The organism is Flagellimonas olearia (genome assembly GCF_009184425.1).
Lineage (GTDB): Bacteria > Bacteroidota > Bacteroidia > Flavobacteriales > Flavobacteriaceae > Flagellimonas > Flagellimonas olearia.
In genome coordinates this window covers 1,130,444-1,148,266 of sequence record NZ_WELG01000002.1, presented here as the reverse complement: position 1 = coordinate 1,148,266, position 17,823 = coordinate 1,130,444, and the positions used below count along the sequence as shown (strand labels likewise).

The 17,823-nt window shown below is 46.0% G+C and carries 15 protein-coding genes; all 15 read left to right on the top strand.

Annotated features, from left to right (window positions below):
• The first annotated feature begins 6 nt into the window (after positions 1-6).
• A complete protein-coding gene (locus tag F8C76_RS14560; RefSeq protein WP_152132409.1) occupies positions 7-834 on the top strand; it encodes an amidohydrolase family protein in 828 nt (275 codons plus the stop codon).
• Positions 831-3,236, top strand: coding sequence for a glycoside hydrolase family 95 protein (locus tag F8C76_RS14555; RefSeq protein WP_249042426.1), 2,406 nt, complete (start codon positions 831-833; stop codon positions 3,234-3,236). The genes F8C76_RS14560 and F8C76_RS14555 overlap by 4 nt, the downstream gene beginning before the upstream one ends.
• Positions 3,237-4,631, top strand: coding sequence for an alpha-L-fucosidase (locus F8C76_RS14550; protein WP_249042425.1), 1,395 nt, complete (start codon positions 3,237-3,239; stop codon positions 4,629-4,631).
• A gap of 1 nt (position 4,632) precedes the next feature.
• Positions 4,633-6,186 (top strand): sulfatase, encoded by a 1,554-nt coding sequence (locus F8C76_RS14545; protein WP_152132408.1) that lies wholly within the window; start codon positions 4,633-4,635, stop codon positions 6,184-6,186.
• A complete protein-coding gene (locus tag F8C76_RS14540; RefSeq protein WP_152132407.1) occupies positions 6,183-8,336 on the top strand; it encodes a glycoside hydrolase family 36 N-terminal domain-containing protein in 2,154 nt (717 codons plus the stop codon). The genes F8C76_RS14545 and F8C76_RS14540 overlap by 4 nt, the downstream gene beginning before the upstream one ends.
• 10 nt (positions 8,337-8,346) lie before the next feature.
• On the top strand, positions 8,347-10,443 hold the full coding sequence (locus F8C76_RS14535) for an alpha-L-fucosidase (RefSeq protein WP_152132406.1): 2,097 nt from the start codon (positions 8,347-8,349) through the stop codon (positions 10,441-10,443).
• A gap of 3 nt (positions 10,444-10,446) precedes the next feature.
• Positions 10,447-11,226 carry an L-fucose dehydrogenase gene (locus F8C76_RS14530; protein ID WP_152132405.1) on the top strand — a complete coding sequence of 260 codons (780 nt, stop codon included), beginning with the start codon at positions 10,447-10,449 and terminating at the stop codon, positions 11,224-11,226.
• Positions 11,227-11,236: 10 nt separating this feature from the next.
• The gene (gene fucP, locus F8C76_RS14525) at positions 11,237-12,544 is read left to right on the top strand and encodes an L-fucose:H+ symporter permease (protein WP_129655777.1); all 1,308 of its coding nucleotides are present in this window, start codon (positions 11,237-11,239) and stop codon (positions 12,542-12,544) included.
• Complete coding sequence (locus F8C76_RS14520; protein WP_152132897.1) at positions 12,541-12,870, top strand: L-rhamnose mutarotase; 330 nt, start codon at positions 12,541-12,543, stop codon at positions 12,868-12,870. Before fucP ends, F8C76_RS14520 begins: the two co-directional genes overlap by 4 nt.
• Positions 12,871-12,881: 11 nt before the next feature.
• Positions 12,882-14,579, top strand: a complete 1,698-nt coding sequence (locus F8C76_RS14515) for a beta-N-acetylhexosaminidase (RefSeq protein ID WP_211372158.1) — start codon at positions 12,882-12,884, stop codon at positions 14,577-14,579.
• 47 nt (positions 14,580-14,626) lie between these two features.
• Positions 14,627-15,784, top strand: coding sequence for an alpha-hydroxy acid oxidase (locus tag F8C76_RS14510; RefSeq protein ID WP_152132404.1), 1,158 nt, complete (start codon positions 14,627-14,629; stop codon positions 15,782-15,784).
• Positions 15,785-16,126: 342 nt separating this feature from the next.
• Entirely contained in the window at positions 16,127-16,570 is a 444-nt protein-coding gene (locus F8C76_RS14505) for a GNAT family N-acetyltransferase (RefSeq protein ID WP_152132403.1), read from the top strand.
• A gap of 8 nt (positions 16,571-16,578) precedes the next feature.
• Positions 16,579-16,773, top strand: coding sequence for a 30S ribosomal protein S21 (gene rpsU / locus F8C76_RS14500; protein WP_116217044.1), 195 nt, complete (start codon positions 16,579-16,581; stop codon positions 16,771-16,773).
• 22 nt (positions 16,774-16,795) lie between these two features.
• Entirely contained in the window at positions 16,796-16,987 is a 192-nt protein-coding gene (locus tag F8C76_RS14495) for a hypothetical protein (RefSeq protein WP_152132402.1), read from the top strand.
• A 27-nt stretch (positions 16,988-17,014) separates the two neighbouring features.
• Positions 17,015-17,821: a pyrroline-5-carboxylate reductase gene (gene proC, locus F8C76_RS14490; RefSeq protein WP_129655783.1), complete on the top strand. Its 807-nt coding sequence runs from the start codon at positions 17,015-17,017 to the stop codon at positions 17,819-17,821.
• Positions 17,822-17,823: the final 2 nt, after the last annotated feature.

The following is a 17,823-nucleotide window of genomic DNA, read 5'->3' as shown; positions in this document are numbered from 1 at the left end:
GAGCGGATGAAAATTGACAGCCATCAACATTTTTGGAGATACAGCCCCAGCAGTCATGCTTGGATAGATTCCACCATGGGAGTCCTTAAAAAGGACTTTTTGCCCGAGGACTTGGAACCCTTGCTCCAAAACCATGAATTGGATGGTTGTGTTGCGGTACAGGCCGATCAATCCGAAGCGGAAACCGAATTTCTGTTGAAATGCGCCGAGGAACATCCCTTCATCAAGGGCGTAGTGGGTTGGTTGGATCTCTGTGCCGAAGATATCGAGGAAAAACTACAGGAATATTCAAAAAACCCTTTGTTGAAGGGATTAAGACATATTGTCCAGGATGAACCGGACGACTATTTTATGCTTCGCCCAGAATTCTTGAGAGGCATTTCCCTTTTGGAAAAATATGGGCTTACGTACGACATCCTCATATTCCCAAAACATTTATCCTCTGCCTTGGAACTCGTAAAATTGTTTCCCAACCAACCTTTTGTAGTAGACCACATTGCCAAACCTAAAATAAATGGCAAAATAGAACCCTGTTGGGAACACTACATGAACCAACTTGGGCAACAAGACCATGTATATTGCAAGGCTTCGGGCATGGTCACTGAGGCCAAATGGGGCAAATGGTCCAAAAGTGATTTCATCCCCTATTTGGATGTGGTGTTCCAGTCCTTTGGCGCTGACCGAATCATGTTTGGTTCGGATTGGCCCGTTTGTCTGCTTTCGGCCGAATACAAGCAGGTAAATTGTATTTTGACCCAATATCTGACCAAATATCCAAGGGAATCTCGAAAACAAGTCATGGGATTAACCGCTCAAAAGTTTTATAAGCTATGATGACCAAATCCTTTTCTTTTGTACCGAAGAACCCCACCCCATTAAAATTGACATTGGGGCTGGTTTTTATTTTGACCAGTATCCTATCTACATTGAATGCCCAAGATTCCGAGGATATTTTATGGTACTCCAGTCCCGCCGAAGAATGGATGCAGGCCCTTCCCATTGGCAATGGCCGTTTGGGCGCTATGGTTTTTGGAGACCCTCTCAAGGAGCGCCTTCAACTCAACGAGGATTCCATGTGGGCTGGAGGACCTGATTGGGAAGACGCGCAGGGAGCTCCCGAAGACCTCGAAATGTTGCGGCAATTGTTGCGAGAGGGTAAAACTGCTGAAGTGGACAGCTTGATTGTTGAAAAATTCTCCAACAAGACCGTCCTACGCTCACACCAAACCATGGGGGATCTTTTCATTGATTTTAAAGAAACTGGGGAAATCAGTGACTATCGAAGGGAATTGGATCTCAACCAGGCGTTGGCCTCCACCTCCTATATGCTTAACGGCAACCATTACACCCAAAAAGTGTTCGCCTCCCAGCCCGATGATGCCATGGTGATGGAACTTACCACCACCTCCCAGAAAGGTTTGAATCTGGAACTTTCCCTCAGCAGACCTGAAGATCATGGCAAAGCCACAGTGAGTGTTTCCAACCCTTCCCAAAATCAAATCAGTATGTTGGGACAAGTGACCCAATATGGCGGGAAGCGATTCTCCAAACCCTTGCCCATTGATCACGGAGTACGTTTTGAGGTGCGGTTACAAGTGGTGGCCCCTGATGGAAAAGTCACTGCCAAAGATGGCAAGGTTTCTGTAAAAGGAGCTAAAAGAGCCCTAATCTTTATCGTGGGCAACACTTCTTTCTATCAAGGCGACAATTTTTCTGAAAAAAATGACGAGACCCTTTCCAAAATCACGCAGAAGTCGTTCGCATCGCTTTTGGAACGGCATGTTTCAGACTACCAACCACTTTACAACAGGGTCAGTTTTGAGTTGGGAGAAGATAATTTAAACCACATTCCTACCGATGAGCGCTTAAAGCGCTGCAAGGAAGAAAGCACAGATTTGGGTCTGCAATCCCTACTTTTTCAATATGGAAGGTACTTGTTGATCTCCTCTTCGCGACCCAACACCAATCCGGCCAATCTACAGGGGATTTGGAACGAACATCTTGAAGCACCTTGGAATGCCGATTACCACCTCAACATCAACCTACAAATGAATTATTGGCCCGCGGAGGTCACCAATCTCAGTGAACTCCATCAACCTTTTTTCAATCTTATCGACAGGGTGCTGGAACGAGGCCGAAAAACCGCCAAGGAACAATACGGCATTACCAGAGGTACCATGGCCCACCATACCACGGACCTTTGGGCAACCCCATTTATGCGGGCCGAAAGAGCCTATTGGGGATCGTGGATCCATGGAGGTGGATGGTGCGCCCAGCATTATTGGGAGCATTATCAATTCACCCAAGACAAGGGTTTTTTGCGTAATCGGGCCTATCCTGTCCTGAAGGACATTGCCTCTTTTTACTTGGATTGGCTGACTTGGGACCCCAAAAGCAAAAAATGGATCTCCACCCCGGAAACCTCCCCGGAAAATTCCTATTACAACCCAAACGGCAAATCAGCCGCGGTTTCCATGGGAAGCGCCATGGGACATCAAATCATCGGGGAAGTGTTTGATAATTTTCTGGAAACGGCCCAGATTTTAAACATCGAAGACGAGCTTGTGGAAGAGGTAAAAACCAAGAGAGCTGCACTACATCCCGGAGTGATCGTTGGAAAGGATGGACGCATTTTGGAATGGAACGAACCCTATAACGAACCTGAAAAAGGACACCGGCACATGTCGCACCTCTATGCCCTTCACCCTGGAGACGACATTACGGAAAACAATCCCGAAGCTTTTGCCGCTGCCCAAAAAACCATTGATTACCGATTGGAACATGGAGGTGCCGGAACCGGCTGGAGTCGCGTCTGGATGATCAATTTGAATGCCCGCTTGTTGGATGGTGCCTCGGCTGGGGAAAACATCCAAAAATTCTTTGAGATTTCCTTGGCAAACAATATGTTCGACATGCACCCCCCTTTCCAGATTGATGGTAATTTTGGATATACCGCCGGGGTAGCGGAACTGCTGATCCAATCACACGAAGGGTTTATTCGATTGCTGCCGGCCCTCCCTCCCAACTGGAAGGATGGAAAAATAACTGGCCTAAAGGCCAGGGGAAATATTGAGGTAGACATGAGCTGGAAGAATGGTACCTTGGAGGAAGTTGCTTTTCGTTCCCCATCAGACACGAGCATTACCTTAAAATATGGCTCGTCCGTGGTTGACCTACCAATAAAGGCCAACGAAGAAATCAAACTAAATACAAACCTTACAAAGACAAACGATTAAATGACCCCATATAAAATGACATCACCATTGCGAAAGAACACTATCCGGATAGCCCTTGAAAAGATGACCCTTTTAGGTATTCTAACCTTACTCTTTTTGACATCACTTCCCGGACATGCACAGAACAATACACATCCGGAAGAAGAGAAAATGCAGTGGTTCCAAGATGCCAAGCTGGGTATTTTTATCCATTGGGGCCTATATGCCGTAAACGGCATTGATGAGTCCTGGTCCTTTTTTAACGGGTATATTTCACACAACGATTACCTGAAACAGACCAATGGATTCACCGCCAAAAACTATGACCCCGTGGCTTGGGCCGACCTTATCAAAAAGAGTGGGGCACGTTACTCCGTCATCACCTCAAAACACCATGATGGGTTTGCCCTTTGGGACAGCAAGTTTGGCGATTTTAACGCCAAAAAGGCTTCGGCGGCCAAAAGGGACGTACTCTCCCCCTTTGTCAACGCCCTGAGAAAGGATGGGTTAAAGGTGGGCATCTATTATTCGCTCCCCGATTGGTCCTATCAAGACTACACCCACCATACCAGGGATTCTATGCGGTACAAACCTGCAGATGATCCCAAACGATGGAACACTTTTTTAAACTATTACCAAGGACAACTCAAAGAGCTTTCAAAAACCTACAATCCGGATTTATGGTGGTTTGATGGGGATTGGGAGCACAGTTCCGCGGAGTGGGAAGCCCCCAAAGTACGACAAATGCTGCTGGATCAAAATCCAGGCACCATCATCAATTCCAGATTGCAGGGGCATGGGGATTACGCCACTCCCGAGCAGGGTATGCCCGTTACCCGTCCCAAGGACAATTATTGGGAACTCTGTATGACCATGAACAACTCGTGGGGATATCAAAAAAATGACCATGATTATAAAAGTCTGGATCAGTTAATAGGCATTTTTACCGATGTGATTTCATCAGGTGGAAACTTGTTATTGGACATTGGTCCAAAAGGGGATGGTTCCATCCCAAAGGAACAGGAAGAACTCTTGACAGGTTTGGGACGGTGGACCCAAAAGCACAAAGAGGCCATTTTTGGCACCGTTGCAGGTATTCCCAAAGAACATTTCTATGGCCCCACTACACTTTCAAAAGATAAAAGCATCCTGTATCTGTTCGTAAAAGGAAATCCGAACGGGGAAATCGTACTTCGGGGAATAAAGAACAAGATCAACCGCATATGGGTTGTGGGCGATGGCACCAAACTTTCCCACAAAGTGGTGGGCAAAATCTATTGGAGCCATTATCCGGGCATTAAATACATCCAAGTCCCTGATTATGTGTTGGACGAAAACATGACCGTTTTGGCCGTACTCTTGGATGGTAAAATAGACTTGTACCGCGAAGACGGTTCTGTAATTGAAAGCAATTAAGATGAAAACTTCACTACAACATTTTGCCTTTGTCCTACTCTTTGGAACACTACTTTTGGGCTGCAAGGAACAAGAAAAGGAACAGGAAATTTCACAGCCCAATATTGTCCTCTTTTTGGTGGATGACATGGGATGGCAAGACACCTCTGTCCCTTTTTGGAACAAAAGAACCCCTTTCAATGACCTATACCATACCCCTAACATGGAGCGTTTGGCCGCCGAGGGGATGAAATTTACCCAGGCCTACGCCACTCCGGTCTGTTCCCCTACCCGGATAAGCCTTATCACCGGCATGAATGCCGCACGGCATCGGGTCACCAATTGGACCTTGCACAAAAATGCCATCCAGCCCATGGAGAACAACCATCCAACCTTGGGCTTTCCAAAATGGAATACAAACGGCATCAACCCACAAAACAATAAGGATTCACTAGCGGTATATGCCACCCCATTTCCTCAAATTTTAAAAGACGCCGGGTATTTCACCGTCCATACCGGAAAAGCACATTTTGGGGCTATTGGAACCCCTGGCGAAAACCCATTGAACCTGGGTTTTGATGTGAATATTGCTGGACATGCCGCTGGTGCACCGGAAAGCTATTACGGGATGCAAAACTTCGGCAACGGAAAAAAAGGGAAGGAGATTTGGGCGGTACCCGGATTGGAAAAATACCATGGCAAGGACATTTTCCTCACCGAAGCATTGACCCAAGAGGCCTTGCAAAAATTGGATTCCAAACCGGACCAAAAACCTTTTTTCCTATACATGGCGCATTACGCCGTACACACACCCATCATGGGTGATCCAAGGTTCGTTCAAGGATATTTGGACAAGGGATTGGACAGCACCGAAGCCAAATATGCTTCCATGGTGGAAGGAATGGACAAAAGTTTGGGGGACATTATGGATTATCTGGAAAAAAAGCAGCTTACAGAAAATACCATTATTCTCTTCATGTCGGACAATGGAGGATTGAGCGCCGTGGCCCGTGGTGGGGAACCTCATACCCACAACAAACCTCTGGCCAGTGGAAAAGGATCTATCTACGAAGGGGGGATCCGAGAGCCCATGTTGGTGAAGTGGTCCGGAAAAACCACTCCCGGTTCTGTGACCAATACTCCTGTCATCATAGAGGATTTCTTCCCCACCATTTTGGAAATGGCCGGTGTTGAAAGTCCGGAAGTGGTACAAGTGGTCGACGGTCAAAGTTTCACTTCCCTATTGCAAGGAGACAATATCTCTGCCGATAATCGCCCTTTCTTTTGGCATTACCCCAACGAATGGGGACCCGAAGGACCCGGAATCGATGCGTTCAGTGCCATCCGATTGGGAGATTGGAAATTGATTTATTTCCACAAAAACCAACAAATGGAACTCTATAACATCAAAGAAGATATTGGGGAAACCCAAAACAAAGTGGGGGAATATCCTGAAAAGGTAAAGGAATTGGCCGCCATCCTCACGGAGCATTTGATAGCAGTTGACGCCCAAATGCCTTTTGACAAAGCAACTGGAGAGCAAGTTCCATGGCCCAATGCAACACAACCGGAATGAAATTGAACCAAAGAAATAGTGCCCTGTTCCTCATACTACTTTGTAGTATGGTCTCCTTTGCCCAAGTCCAAACGGATTGGCTTCTGCAACCGGATACCTATAAAGCGGAAATAACGGAATCGGAAAATACCATTTCACTGACCAATGGATTGGTACTTCGGAAAATACAGTTGCTGCCCAATGCAGCCACGGTAGAGTTTAAAAACCTTACCACACAGGAAACCATGCTCCGTAGCATCAAACCGGAAGCGGAGGTCACTTTGAACGACAGTGTCTATAACGTTGGCGGCTTATACGGGTTAAAAGAGCATGGCTATTTCAAGGAATCATGGTTAAATGACCTTGAAGCCCAGACTTCCGATTTTCAATACACAAGCCATGTCATTGAAGATATAAGTCCTCGCATTGCTTGGAACCCTGAGCTACGGTACAACACCGCAGAAAATTCCTTTGCCACGGGAAAGCGTCTCACCTTAAAGTTCAACCACGAATCCAAAGAATTGCAAGGAATAGAGGTTTTGGTCCATTATGAAGTTTTTGATGGCATGCCATTGATTTCAAAATGGATTTCTGTGAAAAATCTCGGAGAGAACACCATCACCCTGAACCGATTTAAAAGCGAACTGTTGGCCTTTCCTGAAGTTGAAAACCCTGTGGAGACGCCCAACACATGGCGAAAACCCAACTTGCATGTGGAGAGCAATTACGCTTTCGGCGGGTTTACCGCAGGCGAATCTACCGTAACCACATTTTGGGAGCAAGACCCGGAATACACCTCCCAAGTAAACTGGAAGATGGAGACCCCTTGCCTATTGGTGAGTCAACTCCCTGTAGGTCCCAACCTTGACCTAAAACCTGAAAGCACTTTTGAGAGTTTCAGGACTTATGAACTATTGCTCGAAGAGCGGGGCAATCGGGAACAGACCGCACTCAGCCTCCGAAAAATGTATCGAAAACTGGCTCCATGGGTCACCGAAAATCCCATTTTCATGCATTTGACCACCACGGATGAAAAAGAGGTGAAAGCCGCCATAGACCAATGTGTGGACACGGGCTACGAGATGGTCATCCTTAGCTTTGGGAGTGGATTGAACATGGAGGACAATTCCCCAGAAAATATCAAAAAATATAAGAAGTTGGCCGATTATGCCCACAGTAAAGGCATCGCCTTGGGCGGCTACTCGCTATTTTCAAGCCGAAGCATCAACGAATCTGTGGATGTCATCAATAAGGAAACCGGAAAACCGGGGGGCACCAAATTTGGAAACGCTCCTTGCATGGCCAGCGAATGGGGCAAAGACTATTTGGAAAAACTCAAGTTTTTCTTGAAAAATACAGGTTTTGACCTCTTGGAACATGACGGGCCCTACCCAGGCGACCACTGTGCATCGACCACACACAAATACCATAAAGGGTACGAAGACTCACAATGGGTGCAATGGAACATGTCCGTGGATTTTTACCATTGGTTGCGGGAAAACGGCATCTACCTTAACGCTCCTGACTTTTACTTTTTGGAAGGCTCCAACAAATGCGGCATTGGGTATAGGGAGGTCAACTGGTCGCTTCCCCGGGAGCAACAGATTGTACTGGGGCGACAAAACATCTATGATGGCACTTGGGAAAAAACACCATCCATGGCTTGGACCTTTGTTCCGCTCACCGAATATCACGGCGGGGGAAAAGCAGCCACTTTGGAGCCGCTAAAAGACCATTTGGATTCCTACGAGGCCCACATGGCCCAAAACTATGGTTCCGGGGTGCAGGCCTGTTACCGTGGACCACGCTTGTACGATGCCAAGGAAACCAAAGATTTGGTGATATCACAGATTGAACATTATAAACAGTACAGGGATATCCTAAACTCAGACATCATCCACCTGAAAAGACCCGATGGAAGGTCTTGGGACGGGTTTATGCATGCCAATCCAGATATAGAAAATAAAGGTCTGGTGATGCTATTCAACCCCACGGATAAAACTATAAAGGAAACCTTGGAAATTCCAATGTACTATACGGATATCCATGCTATCACCCAAGTGTCACACAAAGGAACAAACCCAAAAGAATATACTGTCACTAGAGATTATACCATTCCGCTCCAAGTGGAAATTGCCCCGAACGGCTATACCTGGTATCTCATAAAATAAAACCATGAAAATGATTCGAAAAGCCCACATTCTAACCCTATCCCTGATTCTTTTACTGATGGCTTGCCAGACCGTGGAGCCCCCAAAAGCTGTTGGTCCCACCCCTTCGCAACGCCAAATGGACTGGCATGAGCTGCAATACTATGCCTTTATCCATTTCAACATGAACACCTTTACCAATATGGAATGGGGTACGGGAGGGGAATCTGTAGACCTCTTCAACCCTACTCAATTGGATACCCGACAATGGGCCAAAGTGGCCAAAGAGGCAGGAATGAAGGGAATCATTTTGACCGCCAAGCACCACGATGGATTCTGCTTGTGGCCTACCAAGACCACCGAGCATTCCGTTAAAAATTCGCCATGGAAGGATGGAAAAGGCGATGTGGTCCAAGAATTGGCCGATGCCTGCAAGGAGTATGGCCTTAAGTTGGGATTATACCTCTCTCCTTGGGACCGTAATAACGAATATTATGGAAAACCAGAATATGTGGAAATTTTCCACGAACAATTACGGGAACTGTTGACCAATTATGGGGAACTCTTCGAAGTTTGGTTTGATGGTGCCAACGGAGGTTCAGGATACTATGGCGGTGCCAATGAAACCCGAAAAATAGACAACAAAACCTATTACGAATGGGAAAAGACCACCGAAATGATTAGGGAATTACAGCCCAATGCGGTCATTTTCAGTGATGGTGGACCAGACATCCGCTGGGTGGGTAACGAGGAAGGTTGGGCCAATGAGACCAACTGGAGCGTGATGCGCAGGGATGAGATCCATCCCGGATGGCCAAGGTATGTGGAACTGCGTTCCGGCCATGAAGATGGAACATATTGGCTGCCCGCTGAAGTGAATACCTCCATTCGTCCCGGATGGTATTACCATCCCGGCGAGGACCATCAGGTAAAAACCTTGCCGCGTTTGGTGCGAACGTATTACGAATCCATTGGTAGGAACGGAAACTTTTTGTTGAACCTCCCCGTGGACGATAGAGGCTTGGTGCATGAAACCGATGTACAACAATTAATGGCACTCAAAGCACAAATCGATAAGGATTTTGCACAAGAATTGGCCCAGGGAAACACCGCCGAAGCCTCCAACGTCAGGGGTAACAGTTCCTCCTTCAATGCCGAAAAGGCCATTGATGGAAACTTTGACACCTATTGGGCCACGGATGAGGGAACCACCCAAGCTTCCATCACTATACGTTTTAATGAACCCACCAAAGTCAATCGCATACTCCTCCAAGAGTATATTCCTTTGGGACAACGCATCAAGAAATTCACGGTCAGTGCTGAAGTCGATGGCACATGGCAAGTTTTGGATGAGCAGACCACTGTAGGGTACAAACGTATCCTCAGGTTTGAAACGGTTACCGCTTCCCAAGTAAAAGTGGATATTTTGGACGCCAAAGGCCCCATCACCCTCTCCACCCTAGAACTTTACAATGCCCCTCCCTTTTTAGTGGACCCAAAAATCACCAGAAACAAAGAAGGGATGGTTTCCATTGAAGTACCGGATGACGAAGTGGACCTCTATGTGACCACGAATGGGGATGACCCAACCACGACTTCACAAAAATATGAGGGTCCTTTTCCTGTTTTGACACCAGCCACCGTAAAGGCCATCGCCGTAAATCCAAACAATGGACAACAAACCCAAGCGGTGAGCCAATATTTTGACTTGGCTAAAAAGGATTGGAAAGTAGTTGGTGCCATAGAAAATAATGCGGATGTCGTTAAGCTTATGGATGAGGACCCCCATACCTTTTGGGCCACGGATAAGGACTCCTCCGATATCAATGACATTACCATCGATTTGGGCGCATCCCATACCCTTACCGGATTTAGCTACTGGCCTATCCAAGAACGCTATCCGTTTGGAATGATCACCAAATATGAATTTTTGGTCAGTCCAGATAACCGCACATGGAAATCGGCATCAAAAGGAGAATTTGGTAATGTGTTCAACAATCGCATTGAACAAAAGGTTAAATTCGAGCCGGTTTCAGGCAGATACATTAAATTACGTGCTTTGGAAAAGCACAATGGGGACGCCCGGACTTCCTTTGCGGAAATAGGGGTATTCACTACAAACCAATAATACATGGATTTAGGATTGAAGGATAAGGTGATTATGGTCACCGGAGGTGACAAGGGCATTGGCAATGGTATTTGCCAAGTGCTCGCCCATGAAGGGGCCATCCCGGTAATTATTGGACGAAAGGAAAGTGATGTATTGGCTGCCGTGGAAGAAATCACCAAAACCGGAGGCAAAGCCTTTTATGCCATCGCGGAACTCACCGACCCCCAACAATGCAAAAATGCCATTGAGAAAACCATCCAAGAGTTTGGAAGAATCGATGGACTGGTGAACAATGCCGGGGTCAATGACGGCGTGGGGCTTGAAAATGGAAATTATGACGATTTCAAACGTTCCTTGGAGCGAAATGTTGGCCATTATTATGTGATGGCCCACCATGCCTTGCCCCAATTGAAGAAGAACAAGGGAAGTATTGTAAACATAGGTTCCAAAACCTCGGTGACGGGCCAAGGGAACACCTCAGGCTATGCGGCCGCAAACGGGGCCCGAAATTCGCTTACCCGGGAATGGGCCGTGGAGCTGCTCCCTTATTCCATTCGGGTGAATGCCGTAATTGTTGCCGAATCCTTTACGCCATTATATAAAAGATGGATAAATTCGTTTGATAACCCAGAAGAAAAACTCAAAGAAATCACGGACAATATCCCTTTGGAAAAAAGAATGACCACTCCGGAAGAAATTGCGAATACAGTAGCTTTTCTTCTTTCAGAAAAATCCAGTCACACCACCGGCCAACTGATCTATGTGGATGGTGGCTATACCCATTTGGACCGTTCGCTTTAAAATATCAACCATGACCAAACCAAAAATTGTATCCAAAAAAGTTCTCTTACCCTTTATCCTGATCACTTCGCTCTTTGCGCTCTGGGGTTTTGCCAATGCGGTGACCGACCCTATGGTTCAGGCCTTTAAAAAAGTGTTGGAGTTGTCCAACTCCCAGGCTGCATGGGTACAGATGGCTTTTTATGGAGGGTATTTCTGCATGGCCTTGCCAGCGGCATTGTTCGTCCGAAAGTATTCTTACAAGGTTGGGGTATTGATAGGCTTGGCCCTATATGCCGCCGGTGCCTTGATGTTCTACCCCGCGGCCATCACCGAAAAGTTTTGGTTTTTCTGCCTAGGGCTGTACGTCCTTACCTTTGGACTTGCCTTTTTGGAAACCACCGCCAATCCATACATTTTGGCCATGGGCGATAAAGAAACGGCCACCCAGCGCTTAAATCTTGCCCAAGTCTTTAATCCTGTGGGATTGATTTTGGGTCTGCTTATTGCCCAGCAATTCGTTCTTAAAAAATTACAATCCGATGACATCGCGGATTATTCATCCTTGGATGAAGCGAAGAAAGCCTTGATCCGAACATCGGACCTTATGGTCATTAGAGACCCCTATGTTATCCTTGGATTGGTGATCTTGGCGGTCTTTGTATTGATCTTGGTGAGCAAGATGCCCCAGGCCAAAGGCGATGGCACTATTCCTTCGCTCCAAGAAACCGGAAAAGCATTGTTCCATAGACCTAAATACATCTTGGGCGTATTGGCCCAAGTACTGTATGTGGGCGCACAGATCATGTGCTGGACTTATATCTATCAATATGCCGAGGCCATAGGCATGGCAAGTGATGTGGCCGCCAACTATCAATTTGTGGCGTTCATTGTCTTTTTGGTGGGAAGGGCCATTGGCACCTATATGCTCCGGTTCATCAGTTCAGGAAAACTGTTGATGTGGTTTGCCGTGCTGGCTGGGGCCTGTGCCGCGGGAACAATTTTTATTGAAGGACATTTGGGATTGTACTGTCTTGTAGGTGTTTCGTTCTTTATGTCGCTCATGTTCCCTACCATTTATGGCATTGCCCTAAACGGACTCACCGAGGAGGAATCCAAATTGGGTGCCGCCGGATTGGTCATGGCCATCGTTGGAGGTGCCTTGATGCCCAAACTACAAGGTATGATCATTGATGTTGGCGGAAATGGTGTGGCCGATACCAAAATGATGGGGGTTTCAGAAGTGAACTTCTCCTTTATACTACCGCTCTGCTGTTTTGTTTACATTGCATGGTTTGGTTTCAAAACCTTCAAAAACGAACACATATGGGAGATTTGAGAAGATTTTGCCTCGCCTTGGACCTTGTGGATGATGAAGAAAGTATTCGAGCCTACGAAGACCATCATAAAAAAGTGTGGCCTGAAATCTTGGAGAGCATTACCGATTCCGGAATCCGAAACATGGAAATCTACCGAATTGAAAATCGCCTGTTCATGATCATGGAGGTCGATGCTTCCTTTTCGTTTGAAGCAAAACAACAGGCCGATGCTGAAAATCCCAAAGTACAGGAATGGGAAAAACTGATGTGGAACTACCAACAAGCATTGCCCTCGGCCAAACCCGGGGAGAAATGGCTGTTGACCAAAAAAATATTTGAATTATAATTTGTAACCCTATGAAGAAAGTGATTATTGCCGTAGGGGCCATTTTTATAATGGCCTGTACCGGAAAGTACGACAACGTTCAAAACACAGCGGAAGACTATCAAGTGATTCCTAAACCTGCGGAATTGACCATGCAGGTCGGTAAGTTTGTGATAGATGGAGGCACTTCCATCAGTGCTGCCGAAGGCCTTAACGAAGAAGCTACGTTTCTTGCCGAGTCCATTCAACAGTTGACCCAAGTAAGTCCATCCATTACGGACCAAAAAGCCAGCATCGACCTAGTTCTGAACGATCAAATTGAAAACGAAGAAGGATACACGCTTGAGGTGACCCCTGACCAAATCAACATTTCGGGAAAGAACGCCAAAGGTGTTTTTTATGGCATCCAGTCCCTTGTACAATTGATCAGCCCCCCCGAAGAAGGGTCATCCATTACCGATATTACTGTACCTGCTGTCTCCATCAAAGATCAACCCCGATTCATTTACAGGGGAATGCACTTGGATGTAGCACGTCATTTCTTTGATGTAGATTTTGTGAAAAAGTACATCGACATGATTGCCATGCACAAAATGAACACCTTCCACTGGCACTTGACCGAGGATCAAGGATGGCGTATAGAAATCAAAAAATATCCTGAACTCACCAAGGTCGGAGCCTACCGAAATGGCACCATAACAGGTCATTATCCCGGTGAAACCAATGACAATGAGCGTTACGGTGGTTTCTACACCCAAGATGACATAAAGGAGGTCTTGGCTTATGCCCAAAAGCGCCATGTTGAGGTCATTCCAGAAATTGAACTTCCCGGCCACAGCCAAGCGGCCATTGCTTCTTATCCGTATTTGAGCTGCTTCCCTGAGGAACCTACTGAAGTGCCCAACGGTCTAATGTCCGAAGCTTCAAAGGAACAACAGAAAAATGGCCAACCCAAGGTAGTTCAAGAGTCATGGGGGGTATACAATGATGTTTACTGTGCCGGAAAAGAAGAGACCTTTGCCTTTTTGGAAGGGGTATTGGACGAGGTAACCGCCCTTTTCCCATCAAAATACATCCATATTGGAGGAGATGAATGTCCAAAGAAAAACTGGGAGCGCTGCCCCAATTGCCAAAAAAGGATCAAAGAGGAAGGTCTTGAGGACGAACACGCCCTACAGAGTTACTTTGTAACCCGAATGGAAAAATACCTCAATAGTAAAGGCAAGCAGATCATTGGATGGGATGAAATTTTGGAAGGTGGTTTGGCCCCCAATGCAACGGTAATGTCCTGGAGAGGTGTAAAAGGAGGCATTGAAGCGGCAAAACAAGACCATAATGTGATCATGACCCCAAATTCCCACTGTTATTTTGACCACTATCAGTCCAAGGACACGGACAATGAGCCTTTATCCATTGGTGGTTTCTTGCCGGTTGAAAAAGTATATAGCTACGAACCTGTTCCAGAGGAATTATCGGCAGATCAACAGCATTATATCTTGGGAGCCCAAGGGAACATTTGGTCCGAGTATATCCCAACGGATGAGCATATGGAATATATGGCCCTACCAAGAGCCACTGCACTATCTGAAGTGGTTTGGTCCCAAAAAGAAGATAAGGATTTTGAAGATTTCAAGTCCAGATTGAACCATATGCGAAAACTGTACGAAACCAAAGGCTACAACTACGCCAAACACGTTTTTGATACGGTTGAAAGCGCTCCATCGGAGTAACCGCATAACAATTGGAACCACGCAGATAGAAGAAACACACAGCAGATATGGCCCGGTATACCCCAAAGTTCAATCCTAGATATCCCTCCATTGAGGACCTCCGAGAAGGGGCTCGCAAACGCATTCCCAGATTTGCCTTTGAATATTTGGACAGTGGATGCAATGAAGAGGTAAATCTGCGAAAGAACACCCGGGAAATTAGGGAAGTTGAGCTATTGCCCAGATATTTGGATGCCTACAAAGAGGCCAACATGACCACCAAAATCTTTGGACAGGAGTATGATGCCCCTTTTGGGATATCGCCCATAGGGCTTCAGGGGTTGATGTGGCCCAATTCACCCGAAATTTTGGCCAAAGCAGCCTTTGACCATAACATTCCCTTTATTCTGAGTACGGTGACCACATCGAGCATAGAACGCATCAGTGAGATTACCGAAGGTAAAGCGTGGTTCCAATTATACCATCCCACGGAGAAATCGGTCCGTGACGATTTAATTCAACGTGCCGAGGCAGCCGGCTGCCCCGTTTTGGTCCTTTTATGTGACACCCCGGTTTTTGGGTTTCGTGCCAAGGAAATCAAAAATGGGCTATCCATGCCACCAAAGATGAACATTGCCAATATTCTACAAGTATTGGGCAAACCCAAATGGGCCTTTGAGACCCTAAAGCATGGCCAACCCAATTTTGAGGTGTTGCGACCCTATATGCCCAAAGGACTCAACTTAAAACAATTAGGATTGTTCATGGACCAGACCTTTAGCAAGCGCATGGACATGGATAAAATTGCCCAAATCAGGGATCTATGGAAAGGAAAATTGGTGTTAAAAGGAGTGGCCACGGAAGCGGATACCGAAAAGGCCATATCCTTGGGATTGGATGGTATTATTGTATCCAATCATGGAGGTAGACAATTGGATGCCGGGGAATCCACCATAAAACCCTTGACCCGGATAGCGGCAAAATATGGAGATCAGCTCACCGTGATGATGGACAGTGGTGTGCGCTCTGGACCCGATATTGCCAGAACCTTGGCCAGTGGAGCACAATTTGCATTTTTGGGCCGTTCCTTTATGTATGGAGCAGCGGCTTTAGGGAAATCCGGCGGGGACCATACCGCCATGTTGTTAAAAACCCAATTGAAGCAGGTAATGGAGCAAATTGGGTGCCCAGATGTTTCCCAATTGCCAAATTTTAAGAATATATAGCCTCTAGATCATAGCTCCAAAAACTGTTAAAACAAGCGTGAAACAAACGTTATAAAAAGCATAAAACCCAGTATAATTGGCATATACCGTTTGCATTGGCTACCTTTGCAGCGATGAAGATCAAACTCCACGAAAGGAAAAATTGCAGGATCCTGAGCTTTCAATATCTGGTTTTTAGAAACCAACCGGATAAATTCATCCCCCCTACGCTTTAATTTTTAGACCACTTCAGTGGTAATTTTTGCGATGTAACATTGTGGAAAAACTCCGCAATTGCCTGCATCGTTCCTATGCAATTATACCCTAAACCATCAAAAAAACATTTTAGACAAGCATCAAAGCATGGTGATAAAAACCTATGACGCTTATACACGGCTTTCCACTATGGAAACCGCCAGATTGACCAATTTTATATTCGACCACCAAGATGGAAAAAAAGCATCAAAAAATGCCATCCGAAAAGCCATACAATATTCGGCAAAGGAAATACCGGGCTTGGGTGGATATGTATTTGTCATTGAGGAACGGGAAAAAATCCTTGGTCTGGCCGTGGTCAACAAAACAGGGATGGGCGATTATATCCCAGAGAATTTTATGGTCTTTTTTGTGGTGCACCGGGAGCATCGAGGCAAAAACATTGAGCCAAAGCTCTTGGAATACACCCTCCAATACTGTAAAGGCGACGTAGCCGTCCACATCACCAACGAAAACCAATATCCGAAAGAAGCGTTTTTTAAAGAGAATGGGTTTGACGTGACCCACACAGAAATGAGATTGAACAGATAAATCAATATATGCTCAAAATAGAAGTAAAATCAGGTGAAAGTATAGAACGTGCCCTAAAGCGCTACAAAAGAAAGTATAGAAATACCAAGCGATTGGAGCAAATCAGGGACCGTCAGGAGTACACCAAAAAATCGGTACGGCGAAGAAAGACCATCAAAACGGCCGAATACCGTGAAAAATACCTAAACAGGGAAAACGAATAGTCATCAACACATTGACCATATCATGAAACTTACAAAAATCAAGCGGAAGACCCAATACGAAAAACGGTATAGTGTTAAAATGGGGGAACTCACTACCCAGGTCACGTATATCAAAGAGTATATTTTTGGCCTTCCTTTTCGCACGCTGCACAGATACCGTGAAACCTATTACGGAGAAGTAAAAGACTGTAAGGATTGCAATGTATCCGCTTAAAAATATTCTAACCCTTTATATAAAACAATGAAAGTATTGGTTATTGGCGCAGGTAACATGGGACTTACCTACGCCACAGGTATGTCCAAGTCCAAGCTATTGAAAAAGCGCAACATCATGGTGTTGGACAAATCAAAGGAAAAAATGGAAGAGGTCGATAAAATCGCCCATTTTGATGCCATAGATCGTTTGGAGGACTGTGTTCCCCAAGCAGATATCATCTTTTTGGCCGTTAAACCCTTCCATGCCGAAGAACTCTTTAAACGCATGAAGCACTTGGTAAATCCCGAGCAATTGTTCATTTCCATAATGGCCGGGGTCACCATTAACTTTATCCAAGAATCCCTTGGTATTAAAAAAGTGGTACGGGCCATGCCCAATCTGCCCGCTCAGGTGGGTAAGGGTTTGACCAGCTATGTTTCTTCCGACGAAGTTTCCCGTTTGGAACTTTTTATGGTGGAAGGCCTGTTGGACACCACTGGAAAATCCCTCCGCGTAAAAAATGAAAAATTTATTGATGCCTCAACAGGCATTTCGGGGAGTGGTCCCGCATACGTTTTTTACTTTATGCAAAGTATGATGGAGGCCGCCCTACAAATGGGCTTTTCCGAAAATGTTTCCAAAGTTCTGGTGAGCCAAACCTTTACCGGGGCCGTGGAACTGTTCAACCAGAACAACCTTACCCCGGATTCATGGATGGAAAGAGTGGCTTCCAAAGGAGGTACCACCCGTGCCGCTTTGGATTCCATGCAGGACAATAATGTAAACGAATTGATAAAAGAAGCGGCCTTTGCCGCCTTTAACCGCGCCGTGGAACTCGGCGAAGAATATTAAAT

What these genes read in the sequence shown, in the direction of transcription:
- proC (WP_129655783.1), top strand. Translation starts at nt 17,015, where the DNA reads ATGAAAGTATTGGTTATTGGCGCAGGTAACATGGGACTTACCTACGCC.
- F8C76_RS14535 (WP_152132406.1), top strand. Translation starts at nt 8,347, where the DNA reads ATGATTCGAAAAGCCCACATTCTAACCCTATCCCTGATTCTTTTACTG.
- F8C76_RS14555 (WP_249042426.1), top strand. Translation starts at nt 831, where the DNA reads ATGATGACCAAATCCTTTTCTTTTGTACCGAAGAACCCCACCCCATTA.
- F8C76_RS14505 (WP_152132403.1), top strand. Translation starts at nt 16,127, where the DNA reads ATGGTGATAAAAACCTATGACGCTTATACACGGCTTTCCACTATGGAA.
- F8C76_RS14510 (WP_152132404.1), top strand. Translation starts at nt 14,627, where the DNA reads ATGGCCCGGTATACCCCAAAGTTCAATCCTAGATATCCCTCCATTGAG.
- fucP (WP_129655777.1), top strand. Translation starts at nt 11,237, where the DNA reads ATGACCAAACCAAAAATTGTATCCAAAAAAGTTCTCTTACCCTTTATC.
- F8C76_RS14560 (WP_152132409.1), top strand. Translation starts at nt 7, where the DNA reads ATGAAAATTGACAGCCATCAACATTTTTGGAGATACAGCCCCAGCAGT.
- F8C76_RS14515 (WP_211372158.1), top strand. Translation starts at nt 12,882, where the DNA reads ATGAAGAAAGTGATTATTGCCGTAGGGGCCATTTTTATAATGGCCTGT.
- F8C76_RS14545 (WP_152132408.1), top strand. Translation starts at nt 4,633, where the DNA reads ATGAAAACTTCACTACAACATTTTGCCTTTGTCCTACTCTTTGGAACA.
- F8C76_RS14550 (WP_249042425.1), top strand. Translation starts at nt 3,237, where the DNA reads ATGACCCCATATAAAATGACATCACCATTGCGAAAGAACACTATCCGG.
- F8C76_RS14530 (WP_152132405.1), top strand. Translation starts at nt 10,447, where the DNA reads ATGGATTTAGGATTGAAGGATAAGGTGATTATGGTCACCGGAGGTGAC.
- F8C76_RS14495 (WP_152132402.1), top strand. Translation starts at nt 16,796, where the DNA reads ATGAAACTTACAAAAATCAAGCGGAAGACCCAATACGAAAAACGGTAT.
- F8C76_RS14540 (WP_152132407.1), top strand. Translation starts at nt 6,183, where the DNA reads ATGAAATTGAACCAAAGAAATAGTGCCCTGTTCCTCATACTACTTTGT.
- rpsU (WP_116217044.1), top strand. Translation starts at nt 16,579, where the DNA reads ATGCTCAAAATAGAAGTAAAATCAGGTGAAAGTATAGAACGTGCCCTA.